Annotated in this window: 11 protein-coding genes and 3 pseudogenes; 7 read left to right on the top strand and 7 right to left on the bottom strand. The window is 41.1% G+C overall.

Annotated features, from left to right (window positions below; all coding sequences use genetic code 11):
• The first annotated feature begins 109 nt into the window (after window positions 1-109).
• The 7 genes and pseudogenes from ACU8V8_RS15935 (at window position 110) to ACU8V8_RS15905 (ending at window position 10,333) form a co-directional block, all read left to right on the top strand.
• A complete protein-coding gene (locus ACU8V8_RS15935; protein ID WP_446888150.1) occupies window positions 110-508 on the top strand; it encodes a type IV pilin protein in 399 nt (132 codons plus the stop codon).
• Complete coding sequence (locus ACU8V8_RS15930) at window positions 502-963, top strand: pilus assembly FimT family protein (RefSeq protein WP_446888149.1); 462 nt, start codon at window positions 502-504, stop codon at window positions 961-963. Before ACU8V8_RS15935 ends, ACU8V8_RS15930 begins: the two co-directional genes overlap by 7 nt.
• Window positions 941-1,351 (top strand): type IV pilus modification PilV family protein, encoded by a 411-nt coding sequence (locus ACU8V8_RS15925; protein ID WP_446888148.1) that lies wholly within the window; start codon window positions 941-943, stop codon window positions 1,349-1,351. The genes ACU8V8_RS15930 and ACU8V8_RS15925 overlap by 23 nt, the downstream gene beginning before the upstream one ends.
• Before the next feature lie 8 nt (window positions 1,352-1,359).
• Window positions 1,360-1,962, top strand: coding sequence for a hypothetical protein (locus tag ACU8V8_RS15920; protein ID WP_087531337.1), 603 nt, complete (start codon window positions 1,360-1,362; stop codon window positions 1,960-1,962).
• Window positions 1,963-1,985: 23 nt separating this feature from the next.
• The gene (locus ACU8V8_RS15915) at window positions 1,986-4,226 is read left to right on the top strand and encodes a hypothetical protein (protein ID WP_446888147.1); all 2,241 of its coding nucleotides are present in this window, start codon (window positions 1,986-1,988) and stop codon (window positions 4,224-4,226) included.
• A gap of 554 nt (window positions 4,227-4,780) precedes the next feature.
• The gene (gene ylqF / locus ACU8V8_RS15910) at window positions 4,781-5,734 is read left to right on the top strand and encodes a ribosome biogenesis GTPase YlqF (protein ID WP_446888146.1); all 954 of its coding nucleotides are present in this window, start codon (window positions 4,781-4,783) and stop codon (window positions 5,732-5,734) included.
• Window positions 5,735-6,882: 1,148 nt separating this feature from the next.
• Window positions 6,883-10,333 (top strand): annotated as a pseudogene (locus ACU8V8_RS15905) (PAS domain-containing hybrid sensor histidine kinase/response regulator).
• Here ACU8V8_RS15905 and ACU8V8_RS15900 read toward each other — a convergent pair.
• From ACU8V8_RS15900 to ACU8V8_RS15870, 7 genes and pseudogenes are all read right to left on the bottom strand, one after another.
• Window positions 10,325-11,611, bottom strand: a complete 1,287-nt coding sequence (locus tag ACU8V8_RS15900; protein WP_446888145.1) for a sensor histidine kinase — start codon at window positions 11,609-11,611, stop codon at window positions 10,325-10,327. The pseudogene ACU8V8_RS15905 and the gene ACU8V8_RS15900 sit on opposite strands and share 9 nt — an antisense overlap.
• Window positions 11,611-12,988, bottom strand: a pseudogene (locus ACU8V8_RS15895) (sigma-54-dependent transcriptional regulator). The gene ACU8V8_RS15900 and the pseudogene ACU8V8_RS15895 overlap by 1 nt, the downstream one beginning before the upstream one ends.
• Window positions 12,989-13,055: 67 nt before the next feature.
• The gene (locus ACU8V8_RS15890) at window positions 13,056-13,451 is read right to left on the bottom strand and encodes an ABC transporter permease (protein WP_446889663.1); all 396 of its coding nucleotides are present in this window, start codon (window positions 13,449-13,451) and stop codon (window positions 13,056-13,058) included.
• A gap of 261 nt (window positions 13,452-13,712) precedes the next feature.
• Window positions 13,713-15,050 (bottom strand): annotated as a pseudogene (locus tag ACU8V8_RS15885) (FtsX-like permease family protein); the annotation flags it as partial.
• A gap of 91 nt (window positions 15,051-15,141) precedes the next feature.
• Window positions 15,142-15,507 (bottom strand): hypothetical protein, encoded by a 366-nt coding sequence (locus ACU8V8_RS15880; protein WP_446888144.1) that lies wholly within the window; start codon window positions 15,505-15,507, stop codon window positions 15,142-15,144.
• 1 nt (window position 15,508) lies between these two features.
• Window positions 15,509-16,264, bottom strand: a complete 756-nt coding sequence (locus tag ACU8V8_RS15875) for an ABC transporter ATP-binding protein (protein ID WP_446888143.1) — start codon at window positions 16,262-16,264, stop codon at window positions 15,509-15,511.
• On the bottom strand, window positions 16,261-17,538 hold the full coding sequence (locus ACU8V8_RS15870; protein ID WP_446888142.1) for an HlyD family secretion protein: 1,278 nt from the start codon (window positions 17,536-17,538) through the stop codon (window positions 16,261-16,263). The genes ACU8V8_RS15875 and ACU8V8_RS15870 overlap by 4 nt, the downstream gene beginning before the upstream one ends.
• Between the last annotated feature and the right edge of the window lie 149 nt (window positions 17,539-17,687).

The following is a 17,687-nucleotide window of genomic DNA, read 5'->3' as shown; positions in this document are numbered from 1 at the left end:
AATGTATAATTTAGAGTTAGGGTGATGCGTTGGTAATAGTATCGGTCCAGAATGTTAGTCTTCCTCGCGTTTATAGCTCTAAATTGTTTTTTTATATAAAGGTGTTGTAATGAAATACTGTTCTAATCAGTATAATTGTTGTTTTAGACAGCTAGGTTTTACCTTAATTGAGTTAATGATTACACTGGCTATCATCGCTATTTTGGCGACAATTGCATTACCATCTTATCAAAATTATATTGAACGTAGCCGTGCTCAAGTCGCAGGTGCTGATTTAGTTGCGCTCTCAGTGGCACTTGAAAACCACTTTCAACGTCAATTGAGTTATACCGGTGCAACTACCAGCAATGTGAATTGGTATCAAGCTTCTACTGATTACACTATAACCATGACTCTTACCGCAAGTACTTATAGCCTAAAAGCAACCGGCTCTGAATGCACCCTCACATTAACTCATGAAGGCACTCGTACCCTATCTGGTGGCTGTGGCGGATTGAGCTCTTGGTAAGCAAAGAATCGGGCTTGTCCCTTATTGAATTAATGGTGGTGGTAAGCATTATCGGTGTATTGGCATTGGTGGCTGTGCCTTATACAAAAACATGGGTGTACGATGCACAAATTAATGATGCTAAAAGCCAACTGAATAGCGCTTTTAAACAAAGTAAAGCATTAGCTCTGCGCAACCCTGTAGACGCGCGAGGCGATAGTAGTAGCGCTTCTTGTATTAATCTAACGAATAATAAACTAGAAGTTCGTCAACCGAATGGAAATATTTGTTCAGGCACTATTATATGGCAAGGAAAATGGCCAGAAGGTGTAGAGTTAAGCAGCGATAATAAAAGTCTAACGGCTATCTTTATCAATAATCGTGGAGCCGTGTTGAGCAATAATACCCCACTCAATACCAATTTAGATTACGTACTAAGCAAAGGCAGTGTTAATGATACCGGTCAACTTTACTAAGGGACGAACTTATCAAAGAGGTATCTCTTTGATTGAAGCCATGGTTGCAATGTTGATTCTCGCGGTTCTTTTTTTGGGAATTGCACAAGTGCTAGCGCGCGGACTTGTGAGTCAGCGTTATATGAATACTCAAAACTTGGCTTTGTTGGAAATGCGGGAGCGTTTTCAACAAAGCAACGAAATAAACCTATGCACAAATCCAGGCAGTTTAAACTGGGTGGGTACTGTACCGCTGACGGCGAACTGTAACGAATCCGAGGTGACTATTTCTGCTGGTGGTATTAGCGTTCCTGTAACGGCTTATTCTATTACTTTATCTACTACAGAAAATGATACCTCAAGCGAGTTATTTGGTGGAGATGGAGTTATACGAATGTCGGACGAGTAGGAAGTAGAATGAATAAGCAATACGGTATATCGTTAATTAGCTTGTTAATTGGGTTGTTAATCTCATCTATTGTTTTGATTGGGATGATGATGATTTTTCGCAATACGATACAAACTACTGTACCTGCGTCTGAATCCTCTCGTAGCGATGGTGAACGTGTATCAGCTTTACTATCTGCGCACATGTTATTACAAGACGCAGGCTTTGGTATCGCTGATGCGGCTTATAATACACACTTACGTATATTAAATGACGATACGTTGGTAGCTTTAGATGCGCCTTCGGGGTCAATAGCCACAGGAAATACCATTGTGTGGTTAAGTGATATTGCTGGCAGTATCCAATGCAATGGATTACGTGCCGATACCAGTGGCGGTTTATGGCGAGTGTCTTGCGATACTATGATGGGTAACATTACTCCTACAGCTCGACTTGTTTTACCTTCTCAATATTCAACTGACGATGTAGAGCCAATTACAATAGTGGCGACACGGGCCCCTTGTTGGCCATTTGGTATCGGAGTTGAGGGGAGCATTAAAATTACGTTAGTTGTGCAAAACTCAACAGAGCACTTTATAGATAGCTCTACGTGCATGGTGAATTTTGTATAATAAGCGAGCAATAAATGAGTGCCATGAAGTTTTATAAACCATTCAAACAAAATGGAGTTGCTACTATTGCTATATTGCTTTTTGTTGGTGTAGCAATATCCGTTGCAGTATTTGGAGCTTTTAGAGCTGTAGAGGGATCGCAAAGTCAAGCCATGACCTTTCACGCTCAAACTCAAGCTCAGCGAAAAGCCTGGGCAGGAGTCGATATAACATCAAAATATTTAAGCTCTTTAAGTAGCGATAACTTAGAAATATTAATTGAAGCTTTACCCTCAAAATCAGATTCAGAGCTGCCACAGCAAAAGTTAAATGCAGAAATTGAGGATGAAAATATACAATTGTATATTTATAAAGAAGAAGTTGATGATGATGTATTTGTTTATGCAGAAATCACAGGTGAAGCTGCAAAAAATACAAAGGCACATGCTACCTCAACCATAGAAGCTGTATTTGAAATGCAAAGAAGTAGCGAACCAGAGGCTTCATCATGTTCAGTAAACCGAACTGCAGTTATGAGGGGGGTAACTAATTTAACAGGAGGGGGGACGGATTTTCTCTCTGGTGATACCTTATCTGATATTGCTGTTGAAGGTAGCCTAACGCTTGGGGCCTCTTCAAAAAGTGGTATATCAGGCTGTGCTAGCGGTGATGTTACTATGAGTGGTGGAGGAATTAAAGATAATGCAACTTTGCTCGTTGGAGGAGAGTTTAAGGTTGATTCGATGTCTCAGCCAAATAATGCAAGTGTCTGGGCGCGTGATATTAATATTGGAAATACAGGCAATGGAGATTATAACTTTCTTCGTGCAGGCGCTTATACCACGACTATATTAGATAAAAATGGAATTGTAATAGGCACGGGTGATGTTGGGGGCAAGCTAATTACAGATTCTACAAATTCTTCTCTTCCTTGGATATCTGGTACTTTAATCCCAACTAAAAATATTCCTTTTGTTATAGAAATGGATACTGGTGGGAGGTTATTAGTTGATTTGAGCGAAGCTATTATAGATGAGCTAAGTGGCTTTGTGACTGGGCAGAAATATGAGGTATTAGAAGGTGAAGGGTCTTTACCTTCTACATTACGATTTGAAGCAAGTAATATTTCTGGTGGCAGTATAAATATATATAGCCTAAACGTTAACCAGCTCTGGGGGCATAGCATTTTTGCTGATGGCTATGGTGCTAACTATAATACCGTTCTATCAAATGGTGATTTTATTATGGGGGCTGGAGATATTGGAACATTAGTTGGTGGAGGAAACCTAACAGCTAGCAAAGGTGGATGTAGTAGTAGTTCAAACTGTTGGAACACCCCCAACCTTGCAAGCACAAGTGAAATTGCAGGTTTATTTAATGTACCTAGCTACTCAGGGAGTGTTGGTCTTAAAAACTTAACTCAGCAAGTTTCGTATCTTAGCCCAGGGTTACCTGGAATTCCATTTTGTGACACAAGAGTTGAGCAAGTTGTTGCCGAAGATTTTAAAGCATCTGCTAATTATATATTTGAAGAGATAGGTGCAAAACGACAATTAACCATCCAGCATGTAACATTATCAGACGGTACAGAACTAGATGGGGTTTATGATTTATTGACAGAAGATCTGCGATCATTCAATGGGCAGCCATTTTTAACGTGTGGTTGGGGAAATAATCATTGTTTTCGAGGTTATAACGTTTGGGAACCAGATGGTCTTTCAGCTTTCCCTCCAGGGGTTGCTTGGTTTGATAGCTCACTTAAAATTAATGGTGTGAGTAGTAATAATGCAGTAAGTGGCATAGGAAAAGATCTTCTTAACACTTTAATTACTGTTGGGGATGTTGAGTTAACTAGCTCAGGACATGGTGATATTATTGCTCCCAATTTTGATGTTGTGGCCCTATGTCAAGGCAATATCATTCCTACAAATCTTTGTAATCAAAGTGGCGAGTTAGTTGGTGATGACAATAGCGGTTTATCAATTGCCAATTCAGCTATTGTTTCAGAAGAGTCTTTAAGTGTTGCTGGTTGGAGTATGAGTGGCCATGTTACGCTGGGTGGTGGAATCACAACGACAGGAGCTAAAGTTATTATCAACGGGGGCTTAGTTGTCGGATCTAATAAGGATGGAAGTACTACTGTCGGTCAAGGAGGATTGGAAGTTAACACTCAGAATTTATCTGAAGACCAATTACAAACTTCATGCACTAATGATAATGGAACTAATGAAAGCTCAGGTATTCAGCTCAAAAGAAGCAGTCCGATTTGGACTCGATACCTATAAATAATGCATACAACTAATTTGAGCCAAAGTTACGCTAAGTGTATTGCTGTACTCAATGCGAATTTGGTGCTTTGTAAATTGAGTATCTAAACTTTATAGTGTAAAAGTTCTAAATTTAGGTTCTTTGGAGTCTAACAAACTATGGGAAGTCCATACGTCCTTTTATGCCTACACATATTTCCCATTAATTAGATGTAGCATCGCGAAAATATATATCTAAACCCTTCTGATTATAAAGTTCTAACAACTTAAAAAAGGCAGGAGATAAATCATCTGTCCAAGTTACTGTAGCTCGGGTGATCTTTTATAGAGGCTATGAGCGCCATATTAAGCCCCTTCAATTATGATTAAAAGTAATTACATAACTTATAGCACATAGGTAATCTTGGTTTGATTACTCTTTTTATTTTTAGAAGCATTAAATTGCTCTTCTGTAGTAAACTATCCATTATTAGTTGAGGTGATAAATCGAAATTATTCACCCAGTACCCCACATAGCACTTAATTAAGTAAAGCATGGTGTTGTGGGCTGAATTAAAAGGTTTATAAATCAAATGAGTAGAGCAGGAATACAGTGGTTCCCTGGGCACATGAACAAAGCCCGTAATGAAATTAAAGAAATCATGCCACAGATGGATGTGATCATTGAAGTGCTTGATGCGCGCATTCCTTACAGTAGTGAAAACCCTATGGTGACGAGTTTGCGTGAAGGTAAGCCGGTCATCAAAATTCTCAATAAAGCCGATTTAGCCGATCCTAAAATGACCCAAGCGTGGAAGGATTACTTTGAGCAAGAAAATGGTGTAAAAGCTATTGCGTTCGGTAATGATAAAGCGGCTGAAGTTCATCGTATTAATGAGCTGTGTAAAAAATTAGTACCACACAAGGTTGGCGCTGATAAGCAAATTAAAGCCATGATCATGGGCATTCCCAATGTAGGCAAGTCTACGCTTATTAATACCTTAGCAGGCCGTATAGTTGCCAAAACAGGTAATGAGCCTGCGGTTACAAAGGCGCAGCAACGTATTAAGCTTGAAGATGGTATTATGCTTTACGATACGCCTGGTATGTTATGGCCAAAAGTTGAAAACGAAAACTCTGGTTATCGCCTTGGTGCGACAGGTGCTATTCGTGATACGGCGCTTGATTATGAAGAAGTGGCGAGCTACACCGCTGAATATTTATTGCATGCCTATCCTGAGCTTTTAAAAGCGCGTTATAAAATTGATGAATTACCGCAAAGCGATTGGGAATTTGTTGAAATGGCGGGTAAAAAACGTGGCTGTATTCGCGGTGGTAACCAAATCGATACGTATAAAATGTCAGAAATTCTAATTAATGAATTACGCGATGGCATTATTGGCCGTATTACTATGGAAACACCAGCCATGCGTGAAGAAGAAGAAGTGATGGTTGCTGAACTTCGTGCTGCAGCTGAAGCTAAAAAAGCAGCTAAAGAAGAAGAGAAAAAACAACGCCGAGCGCGAGCACGTAAAAATCGTCGTTAGTTTTTGCTAAGGTTCTTCAAGCCATAAATCACAGACATAAAAAAAGCCCGTAAGGGCTTTTTTAGTTTCATATCAACCGTCACCGATATGAGCAATGTAGCAAGTAAATAGTAGGAGCGGTTACCCGTTATCAATATCAAGGGGCGTTGCGATTAATAACAGGTAACCATAGCTTTAACGTGGGCTACACGTTGCTTCAGGGTCGAGAAACAAATTCAGTTTATTCAGTACAAGCCGCTGTGCTTTATCGTCTTATTGATATTGATTATCAGTTAGATTTGATAAAGTGTCAACACCTATTTGAAAATAATTCTCATTAAGTTTTGTCTGTTGGTTATTTCTATTTAATTTAAGTAGTTACCAGGTGGATCTAATTTTTATAAGAATTTTAGGCATAAAAAAAGCCCGTAAGGGCTTTTTAGTTTCATATCTACCGTCACCGATATGAGCAATGTAGCAAGTAAAATAGTAGGGTGGTTACCCGCTATCAACATCAAGGGGCGTTGCGGTTAATAACAGGTAACCATAGCTTTAACGTGGGCTACACGTTGCTTCAGGGTCGAGAAACAAATTCAGTTTATTCCGTACAAGCCGCTGTGCTTTACCGTCTTGTTGATATTGATTATCAGTTAGATTTGATAAAGTGTCAATACCTATTTGAAAATAATTCTCATTAAGTTTTGTCTGTTGGTTATTTCTATTTAATTGAAGTAGTTACCAGGTGGATCTAATTTTTATAAGAATTTTAGGCATAAAAAAAGCCCGTAAGGGCTTTTTAGTTTCATATCTACCGTCACCGATATGAGCAATGTAGCAAGTAAAATAGTAGGGTGGTTACCCGTTATCAACATCAAGGGGCGTTGCGGTTAATAACAGGTAACCATAGCTTTAACGTGGGCTACACGTTGCTTCAGGGTCGAGAAACAAATTCAATGCTGGTTCTAACAAGTCGTTATGTCTATCGACTTGTTGGTATTGATTATCAGTTAGATCTTTTGATGTGTCAACAGTCATTTGCAAATAATTCTCATTATCCCCCTGCTTTGATAAAGCTGTTTTTACAACAGCTACTTAGGACTAAAGTTAGTGCTGATTTTTTTTACAAAAACACCTATGCTGATTTAATAATAATTAAAAAATCTGTGATTATGTTTTCTATTTGGTCAATAAGTTTGCTTGCTGTGGTCTATTTAGGGATTTTATTTGCTGTAGCTGGTTGGGCTGATAGACGAAAAGTATTACCTTTTAAAGGCTTAACTTACGGTTTATCTTTAGGGGTTTATTGTACCTCGTGGGCATTTTTTGGCACCACAGCGCAAGCGGCAAACAATGGTTGGTGGTTAGCCCCAACCTATGCGGGTACTATTTTATTGTTTCTTTTTGGCTGGCAAATTTATTGTCGTATTGCGCATATATGTCGTCAGCAAAAGTTGACCTCAATGGCTGATTTTATTGCTACCCGTTATGGCCAATCATCAAGTTTATCTGGCTTGATTTCGCTGATTTCAGTTATTGCAATTGTGCCTTATATTTCGTTACAGCTTAGTGCGACTGCGCAAAGTATTAACTTACTCACTGCACGGGCTGCATCACAAAGTCATCAAGTATGGGCTGATAGCACTTTTTATATCACCTTGTTATTAGCGCTATTTGCTATTTTATTTGGCGCTAGGCGATTAAGGCCTAGTGAACATAATCCAGGGCTTATCGCCAGTATTGCCTTTGAGTCTGTGGTTAAATTAATTGCATTTATTGTGGTTGGTTTATACGTTTGCTTTGTGCTTTTTGATAGCCCGAGTGTGTTGTTTGCAAAAGCTGGCGAGCTTAATATAGATAAACAAGTAGCCGCAACTCAAAGCCCAACCTATGTATATGTTGCGCATACAATATTGGGTGTTTTGGCTACCCTATGTCTGCCGCGACAATTTCATATGAGTTTTATTGAAAATAATAATGACAAAGAGCTGACAACAGCACGTTGGTTATTTCCAGTTTATTTATTACTTATTAACCTATTTATTTTGCCGATTGCTTATGCTGGTCTGATTTACTTTCAGCACAGTGATGTTGGTTACGATACCTTTGTACTGGCACTTCCCATGGCGGCAGACAGTCCGCTTGTTGCTTTACTCGCTTTTTTAGGCGGCTTTTCTGCTGCAACCAGCATGGTGATTGTGTCGGCTATTGTATTGTCGGTCATGATCACCAATGACTTTATTAACCAATTTATTCTCCGTCGGTTCACAGCTTACTTCGGGTAGCCGAGGACTTGATAAGAGCAATTTACTGCATGCCCGAAAAGTGGTTATTGTGTTAATTTTGCTGCTTAGTTATTTTACTCATCGGGTGTTGGGCGAGACCAATACACTAGCCAATGTAGGTTTAATGTCGTTTACTCTTGTGGCACAGTTTGCTCCTGCGATGATCATTGGATTATGGTGGCGGCAAGCCTCATGTAAAGGTGCGCAACTGGGTATTTTGAGTGGCTTTGTTATTTGGGGTTACACCTTATTGTTACCAAGTCTAGCGAGCGGTTTAGGCGGTGATAACAGCTGGCTAGTAAATGGTCCTTGGCAGATTGCTTGGTTGGCACCAACGGATCTATTTTCCCTTGGGCTTGAGAGTATTAGCCAAGCGTTAATTTTATCATTGGGTGCCAACTGCTTAGTTTATTTTTTAGTTCCTCTGTTTAGCCAAGCCACATTAGCTGAGCGCTTGCAAAGTAATAAATTTATTAGCCAAGTGACTGACTCGCGAGTAAATACAGCCTTGCAACCACTTAGCTACCATGATTTAGGTGCGCTACTACAACGCTTTGCTGAAAAAGATGCCAGTCAAACCTTAGTGAGTGACTATTTTCCTGCTGATAAAAGTAAGTGGAAGCATCCTGCTAATGTTGAACTTGAGCTATTAATTGAGCGAGAGATGTCGGCAGTAATAGGTGGCGCATCTGCGCGGCTAATTTTAGACGTGGCTAAGAATGAGCAGCGTCAACCGCTTGAGCAAGTGGCTGAGTTTGTTGATGAAGCAACACAAGTATTAAAGTTTAATCGTGATTTATTACAGTCGACCATAGAAAACATACAGCAAGGTATTAGTGTGGTCGACAGTGAGTTGCGCTTGGTGGCGTGGAACCAAGGCTATAAACAGATGTTTGCCTACCCTGATGACGCGCTTTATATTGGTCGGCCAGTGGCTGATATTATTCGCTTTAATGCTGAGCGAGGCTTATTTAGTAGTGAAAACATTAATAATGAAGTGGAGAAGCGGTTAGCGTATTTAAAACAAGGCAGCGCTTATAAATACCAGCGTTCTCATAATGATGGTCGGGTGTTTGAAATGCAAGGGAACCCTTTGCCGGGCGGAGGCTTTGCAACCACGTATACAGATATTACTGAGTTTGTTAAGCAGCAAAAAGCACTCACCGAGGCCAATGTTAGCCTTGAAGAAAAAGTAGCAGCACGCACTACTGCGTTAACGCAAGCAAATCATGAACTATCACAAGCCAAGCAAGTCGCAGAGCAAGCGACTGTGAGTAAAACACGCTTTTTTGCCGCTGCGAGTCACGATTTATTGCAACCATTTAATGCTGCTAGTTTATTTTGCTCACTTATGAATGAAAAAGCACATAATACTGAGCTCAAAGAATTAGCTCTTAATATTAAAAATTCACTGGGAAGTGCCGAGGAGCTGCTATCGAGTATTTTAGAATTAACCAAGTTAGATTCAGGTGCATTTAAAGTGCAAACTAGTGAGTTTTTGGCAAGTAGCCTAGTTGAGCCACTACGTAATGACTATGCAGCTCTTGCTAAAGATAAAGGGTTGAGCTTTATTATTGAAACCTGTGACGTTCGTTTAACAACAGATAAAGCCTTGCTACGTCGAGTTCTTCGTAATTTACTGAGTAATGCAATTCGTTATACTGATCAAGGTGAAGTGCGGTTGAAAATGCAACATCATGATGAGCATGTTTCTTTCATTGTTGAAGATACGGGGATTGGCATTGCAACGGCTGATCAGCAAACTATTTATCAAGAGTTTAAACAACTAGGCGCTAAGCATAACGCTGAAGGATTAGGTTTGGGCTTAGCCATTACTAAGCGTATTTGTGATTTACTTAATATCCCTCTAGTTATGGGCTCAGAGTTGGGCAAAGGCACGCAATTTACGCTAACGCTGCCTTGTAAAAAAAATCATACTCATAATGGTGTTCATCATATCGAGCAAAGCCAAGAAACAGAGTTAGGCCGCTTACGAATTTGGTTAGTTGATAACGACAGTAATGTCCTCGAAGCACTTAAGCAGTTACTTGAAAATTGGGGCTGTGAAATAGCCACTGCAACTAACTTAGTAGAGCTTGAGCAATTAAAAGTAGCTCACAATTTACCGCAACTACTGATCGTTGATTATCAACTAGATGACGGTGTGACTGGGCTTGACGTTATTGAGCAGGCAGGCCTTGATACTCTGCCTGCCATAGTTAACACAGCCAATCATGATGAAGGTATTCGTGAGCGGGTGCTTGATGCAGGCTACCCGCTGCTTTACAAACCACTCAAAGCGCCCGCGCTAAAGCGAATGATAAAACGACTAACGTGATTGCAAGGACACGAATACTTGGGTCCCCGGTTTATTTGAACGTGCGTTAATAGTCAACTCGCCACCTTGGTTGCGTATTAATTCGCGGCTGATCACCAAACCAATGCCCGCGCCTTGTGCTTTGGTTGAGTAAAAAGGCACAAATAGGTTGTCGGGGTTGGCAATGCCTGTGCCGCTATCAGTCAGCTCAATCACAACGTTATCTTTATACTGTTGCCAGTTAAGCGTGGGGGGCGTGTTACCGCCCGCTTCAAAGGCATTTTTTATTAGGTTGATAAGTGCTTGCTCAAGCTGGCCTAAATCGGCTGTAAAATTCACAGGCTGAGATGAGTGAATTACGAGTTCTGGGAATATTGCCTGTAGCCGTAAATTCACTTGTTCGTTATTGATTTGCTGTTTATTTGGCGAGGGGAGTTTTGAAAATGCGCTGTAGCTATTTACAAAATCAAGCAAATGTTGCGCACGTTTTTCAATCACTTGCAGCATATCTTGGGCAAGGTCTGGGCCTGGGGTTATTTGCCCTTGCTGTTTCATGGTTTGCAGTGATTGGCTCATGGAGTAAATCGGCGTTAAGGAGTTACGCACTTCATGGTTGAGCACGCGAATTAAGCGCTGCCAAATGTCTTGTTCATTTGCGCGTAGCTGTTGTTCAATAGAAAATAGCGTAAGCAGCTCGTAATTTCGCCCTGTGCGCCAAAATGTTTGTGCTGATACGATAAAACGGCGTTTAAAACGCGACTCTTTCTCTATTTGCCAACGACCACTGTTATAAATCAGCCCTAGATCGGTGCTACTTAATCCTTCAACATTGGGTGCTGTTAAGGTGTTTAAAAATGCGTTATTGGTAAAGTAAACTTGTCCGTGAGGGTCTAAAATAACAATGGGTAAATCAAGCATTTTAGCAAACTCAAACACGAACTCTTCAGTTTGCATATAGTGACGCTTACCTTGCGCTATTTTGTCACTGAGCTTGGTAAAGTCATTTTTAAGGTTGGCTACTCGCCCGTTTTGATACTGTGCTAAATGCCAGCTATTACTCTCGTTGTTAGCCAGTGCATCGAGCTGTGTACCAAAGCGTTCGATAACATCAAGGGTCAGTTTGTAGCTTTTGACTACTGCAAACAGGCTAACTGCAACGACGGGGAGTATAATACTAATGCTTGCAAACCAATCGAGCCCCCACGTTATTACAAGCAAAATACACAAGGTTAATACAATAAATATAACTAAGGCAGCATAACGCATTAGGCGCTGTTCGAGCGAGTGAGTGCGGGTCATTAAAAGTCTGCTTCTTTTAAATCAAGCTGGTGTTTATCGATTCGTCTGTAAATCGCTGATTTACTCAAGCCTAAAAACTCACCCGCGGCAATAACATTACCATTAAATTGTGCCAGCGCTTTTTGAATCATTTGTTTTTCAAGTTCTTCCAGTGGCAGCAACGGTAATGAATCACTTGTTGCGCTGTTGCTTGCATCACTACTGGGTTGTTCAAGAATCAAATCATTGGCATCGATATTGTCGTTATCGCTCATGATCACGGCACGTTCAATACAATGACTAAGTTCTCGCACATTGCCTGGCCACGTATAGTTCGTGAGCGCTTTAATCACAGTGGCTGAAAGTGACATGCCTTCACGCTGGTATTTTTTACTGTGCGTTGCAAGTAAGTGATGGGCTAATTCTATAATGTCTTCAGGGCGCTCGCGTAGTGGCGGAATATGCAGTTCAATAGTATTGAGCCTGAACAATAAATCGCGGCGAAACTCACCCGCTTCAATGGCTTTAGCGAGCTCTGCGTTAGTGGCAGCAATGATCCGTACGTCCGCTGTTTGCGTTTGGCTTGAGCCCAATACTTCAAACTCTTGACTTTCTAGTACGCGCAGCATTTTACTTTGTAGCTCAAGGGGGAGCGTGGCTATTTCATCTAAAAATAAGGTGCCGCCATTGGCTATTTCAAAGCGGCCTAAGCGGTCTTCTTTGGCGTCGGTAAAGGCGCCTTTTTTATGACCAAATAATTCGCTTTCAAATAAAGAGGGGGCAATAGCACCAATATTTACGCTCACATAGCGCTGCTCGCAGCGATTGGAGTGCTGGTGAATATAGTTTGCTAGTAGGCTTTTACCGGTGCCATTTTCTCCGGTGATTAAAATACTGGCATCGGTTTTTGCGGCGCGTTTTGCGCGTGTTAGTAATTGTTGCATCACCGCTGAATTGGCGATGTAATCACTATTTTTTGGTAAGTTCAGTGCTTTTAAACAGGCATTATCGTGATTGCTTTTTTTTCAGCGTTAGTTGCTGTTGTACAACGGCAGTTAAACGCAGGTTATTCCAAGGTTTTTCAACAAAATCAACGGCGCCTAATTGCATCGCTTTGACCGCGACATCCACACTCGCCCATGCAGTCATTACGATAACGGGAGTGGTTGAATCAAGTGATTGCAGTTGCTTTAAAAATCGCAGCCCTTCATCTCCTGAGGTGGTATCGAGCCTAAAGTTCATATCGAGCAAAATAAGGCTAATTGCATTGCTGTTTATAATATCGAGGGCTTGCTCAGGGCCTTGGGCTTCAATACATTGCAAGCCGAGTTGATTTAAAGCGACGATGGCGGCCATGCGAACATCGGCTTGGTCGTCGATTACTAAAATTGGGTCCATTTTGTTCTTCTTATTGCAAGCAAAAGCAAATTACTTTGCTTTTGCTTGGTGGGTAAACAATATTCGCTTAGTCGTTACGAAGTGCGGCCATCGGTTTGGCTTTAATTAGTAGCAATAGTGGCCTAAAGCAGGCGAACATTGCAATAATCAAAGTGATAAACCATGCCATTAATTGCAAGCGCACGTCTAAAATTAACCATGTGACAAGCTGTTCTTGCAGGCTATGGTAGCCGACTACCATTACACTTAGCGCTAAAATAAAACCGATTAACACGGGGAGTACGGCTTCTTTGCTCATAAGTTTAAACAAGCGTGCTTTTTTAGCCCCTAGTGCCATTCGAATGCCAAATTCATACCGACGTAGGCCTAAGTTGTAACTCAGTACGCCAAATATACCTATTGCAGCGAGTAATAGAGTAAAAAGCGCCAGCGTACAACACAGTACTACTGTAAGGCGGCTCATATACAGCAAACCATCGTACTCTTGCTGTAAGTCTCTAAATTGCCATAAGGTTAGGTGGCTATTGGCTTTTCTTAATAAATTCAAAACTTGCTTGCTAGTAAGCTCAACACTGGGTTCTGTTTCAATAACAAACATATAACTCCAAGGTTGTGCCGGCCACCACATGTGCCGACCAAATGATTCATCATAATATTTAGGGTGGTTAAAATCTTCAGTTATGCCGACAATCTCAAACATTTTATCTTCAAGGCCTTTGTAGCTTTTACCGATAATGTCTGTGTATTCTTGATCAGGTAATAACCATTTAGCCACACTAATAGATACCAAAAGTTCATTTGTTTCCCCTCGCATAGCTTGTTCGCTAAAAGTACGCCCTGCGAGTATTTTGGTGTTCACTAAGTCAAAGTAATCAGGCCCGACCCATTGGCTGGGGAAGAAGATGGAGCTTTTACCTTCAACGTCGGTCAGGGTGTTGGCATTTTGCCTTGCGGATACTGGGCTTTGCCCAAGTGCGACATCTTTAATACCTTCACTGTTTTGTAATACTTTTTGATACTGCTTAATTTGCTCGTAGCGCTCAGCTAATGTTGCATCGTTATTAACTTGAAATAATTGTGCAAAATACAGGTTTTCAGTATCGCTGCCTAAAGGGCGGTTGATGGTCTCTAAGGATTTACTCACCACCATGACCGAGAAGCTAACCAGTAAAGCGGCTACAAACATTTGCACGCCAATTAATAAACGAACAGTACGCCCTGATACTTGCGAAACACCGCCTTTACCGCTGTTCTGCATTTGCTGGTTGAGGGTTTTATAATTAATTAAATACGCTGTGATGATTGAGAAAATGTACGCTAAAGCAATACACATCACTATGGCGATAAGTACCAAGTTGATATCTACAGCTAGGCTATTCACTAATGGTAAGCGGCCTTCAGCAAGCACTTTAAATAGTCTAATTCCCCAGACTGACAAAAACAGCGCAATACTGACCGAAATACTCATCAATATAAGCGATTGTAGTAAAATGCTGTTAAATAATGTTTTACGTTTTGCGCCCAGCACAGCTTGTAAAGCTAAGGTTTTATGTTGCGCTAACGCTCGAGAAAAGAATAAGGTACTGACGTTTAGTACAGCAATGACGAGTAGCCCTAACGCACCAGCGAGCATCATTAAGCTTAAATCATCGTTGTTACCTAGCTCGACTTCACGGTAAGGCGTGACAACGGGGTTCACATCTGTAATACCACCATTGTTCAGCCACTCAGATTTTATGGTATCAATTTGGGCTTTTAAGTCGGTTTTTACTTGCGAAGTAGTGACGCCAGGCTTTAATACTGCTATTAACTTGAGATTTCTAAAGGTGTTAGTCCATGGGCTTTGCCAGTCATCGTTATGAAAAAATCGACGATCGGCACTGCTTGGATACCAAACATCAACAGAGCCCGCTTTAATCATGTAGGGTGGGCTGAAATTAGCCGCTACAACACCGGTTATAATATGCCCATCACCTTCAATTTCACTGGCTGTTTTTAAGGGTTTACCAATTACATTAGGGTCACTATTAAAATGCTCTTTCCAGAACTTTTCTGAAATGACTACACTATTATCAACGTCCTCTAAGGTTTCGCCCTTTTTAAAGCCACGTCCGAGTAAAAAGGAGTATGTAGGAGTTCAAAGTATTCACCACCTACATACAGCACATCTTTTTTGGTTGACCGTCTAAGTTTAAAAAAATATTTTCAGCGGCATTCATCATAAATGCCTGCTCAAAACTTTGATTGTTCTTAATCCAGTGCACCATGGATTGATAACTTTGAAAGCCAACCGCATCATAATCATCATAAGTGAGGCTTTGCTCAACCACCACCATGCGGTTCTCATCAAATACATCGAGCGGTTTTAAAAAGTAACTATTCACTAAACTCAATACAACAAATAATGCCGCTAAAGTCAGTGCGAGGGTTGAAACAACGGCGGTGACAAATCCTGGTGCATTCATCAGTGATGCCCATGCTAAGCGCAGTTGGCTACGTGTTTTAGTTAAACGGCTCATATTAAATCACCTCGGCAGTATCAGCGGGTACAGCGCTGGTATTTTCAGTGTGCGCATCTTGGCGTGCTTGCGAATACGAGACAATTTCGCCATCGAGTAGTTTTAGCTGAGTTTTTGCCCGCCCGGCATAACGTAAATCATGGGTTACCATGCAAATGGTGGTGCCTTTTTGATTCAGACCATCGAGTAGGTCCATCACCGCATCGCCGTTTTTAGAGTCAAGGTTACCGGTTGGCTCATCGACCAATAAAATGCTGGGCTTTCCGGCAAGGGCGCGAGCAATAGCAATACGCTGTTGTTGGCCACCAGAGAGTTGGTTGGGCTTATGTTGCGCGCGGTGACCCATTTCAACTTCATCAAGGGCATGTTTTACTGCACTTTGAATGTCAGCTTGGCTCATAGCTGGCTCACGATAAGTCAGCGGCAGGGCGACGTTATCAAATACTGATAATTCATCGATTAAATTAAATGACTGAAAAATAAAGCCAATGTGCAAATTGCGTAGCTCGGCTTGTTGGTCCATATCAAGGGTTTTGGTATCGACATTTTTTATCGCATATTGACCGTCTGTTGGGCTATCAAGTAAACCTAATAACGACAGCAAGGTCGATTTTCCGCAGCCTGAAGGGCCGCTAATACAAATATAATCACCTTCATGAATAGTCAGGTCGATATTTTTTAAGGCATAGGTTTCAACATTTTGGCTGCGATAAACCTTGGCGATATTTTTTAATGAGATAAGTGTATTGGTGTTCATAAACTTTCCTGTTCTATTTTTATAGTTGCCAAATGCTGCCATTTAGAAAGGTCTGAAATGATCAGCTGTTCGCCCACCGTAGCGCCATCTAAAAGTTGAATTTTATTATCACTGAGTGTACCAAATTCAATATTTATCGGGGCAGCTAAATGAGTGTTGGGGTTGAGTTTAAAAAGCATCGCTTTTGAATGAGCTTTTGCTTTTTGCGGTAATTTGATGGTCAGTGCATTCGCTATTACATCGCTTATAACATGGCCTTCAATGCTTAGGTCGGGGCGAGCATTAGCGGGTAATTCACCAATAAGGTCGAGCTCAATCATTACTCGACCATCACTTACGATAGGGTCGATTCGGGTCACTTTAGCTGTCACTTCGCCTAGCTTTGAGTTGCTAAAGGTATTGACGCGGGCTGGCATATTGAGTGCTATTTTTTCAGCGTCACTTTGTTTAATACTGAGCTCTGCTTTGAGTGCGCTATCAGAACCCACCACAGCTAAACGAGTGCCAGGTGTGAGGTTTTGGCCTAGTTCTACGTTGAGCTCTTGCAGCATGCCGTCAATGCCCGCTGTAATTTTTAGGTCATCAAAAGCTTGCTGTTGTACTTTATAATTTAACTCAAATTGGCGTAATAGCTCCTGCTGAACCTTACTGCGCTGCAGGTGCATTTGCGCTAATTGCACGAGACGTTTCTGTTCAATCTCAACGCGCTGCTTGAGCTGTTTTACGGTGAGTAAGCTGCGTTTGTAATCAAGGCTTGAAACAATGCCTTGTTCGATTAATTGACTCTCTGCTTCGCTTCTTAGCTGGGCGCTTTCAAGCTCACTCTGTAAAAGAGTTAGGTTAGCTTCGCGCTCCAATAGCTGACTTTTTTGATTGATTTTTTGTTCGCTAAAGCTAGCTTGTTGTCGTGCAAGCTCCAGTCTTGCGACCGACAAACGCTGCGCTTGCAGTGGGTTCACTAGGCTGATAATAACCGTGTCTTTGCTTACACGCGTACCTGGGTATACATGGATGGCTTCGACCATTGCAACATCTGTGTTGGTTAAATAACGTTGATATTTGGATTTTAATCGGCCAAAGCCCTTAACTTTCACAACAAAATCCGCTTGTGTCACGCTGGCAATTTGTAATTGGTTAGCAGGAATTGTTGTGGGGGCAAGCCAAGATTGTACCAGCCATATCATAATGATGATGCTAACAATTAAGGTAGCAATAATGAGTTTTTTACGCTGATTTGGTTTATTACTGGGCTTTAAGGTGCTATCTAAATCCATTGGCTGTGTTTCATTATATTCTAATTAATAAACACGATAGCGAGGAATATGCCAAAGTTTAAACTGCTGATTTTATTTTGTTTTTGTTTTTTTGCTGAAGAGGGTTTTCCCGGAAATGGGATTGTTAAGTTGAAACTGGGATAGCTGTT

This window comes from Pseudoalteromonas sp. SaAl2 (genome assembly GCF_052947895.1).
The sequence above is the reverse complement of the archived record's forward strand: the minus strand, read 5'-3'. Positions and strand labels throughout refer to the sequence as shown.

What these genes read in the sequence shown, in the direction of transcription:
- ACU8V8_RS15880 (WP_446888144.1), bottom strand. Translation starts at nt 15,507, where the DNA reads ATGAGCCGTTTAACTAAAACACGTAGCCAACTGCGCTTAGCATGGGCA.
- ACU8V8_RS15915 (WP_446888147.1), top strand. Translation starts at nt 1,986, where the DNA reads ATGAAGTTTTATAAACCATTCAAACAAAATGGAGTTGCTACTATTGCT.
- ylqF (WP_446888146.1), top strand. Translation starts at nt 4,781, where the DNA reads ATGAGTAGAGCAGGAATACAGTGGTTCCCTGGGCACATGAACAAAGCC.
- ACU8V8_RS15870 (WP_446888142.1), bottom strand. Translation starts at nt 17,538, where the DNA reads ATGGATTTAGATAGCACCTTAAAGCCCAGTAATAAACCAAATCAGCGT.
- ACU8V8_RS15875 (WP_446888143.1), bottom strand. Translation starts at nt 16,264, where the DNA reads ATGAACACCAATACACTTATCTCATTAAAAAATATCGCCAAGGTTTAT.
- ACU8V8_RS15900 (WP_446888145.1), bottom strand. Translation starts at nt 11,611, where the DNA reads ATGACCCGCACTCACTCGCTCGAACAGCGCCTAATGCGTTATGCTGCC.
- ACU8V8_RS15890 (WP_446889663.1), bottom strand. Translation starts at nt 13,451, where the DNA reads ATGAGCCGCCTTACAGTAGTACTGTGTTGTACGCTGGCGCTTTTTACT.
- ACU8V8_RS15925 (WP_446888148.1), top strand. Translation starts at nt 941, where the DNA reads ATGATACCGGTCAACTTTACTAAGGGACGAACTTATCAAAGAGGTATC.
- ACU8V8_RS15920 (WP_087531337.1), top strand. Translation starts at nt 1,360, where the DNA reads ATGAATAAGCAATACGGTATATCGTTAATTAGCTTGTTAATTGGGTTG.
- ACU8V8_RS15935 (WP_446888150.1), top strand. Translation starts at nt 110, where the DNA reads ATGAAATACTGTTCTAATCAGTATAATTGTTGTTTTAGACAGCTAGGT.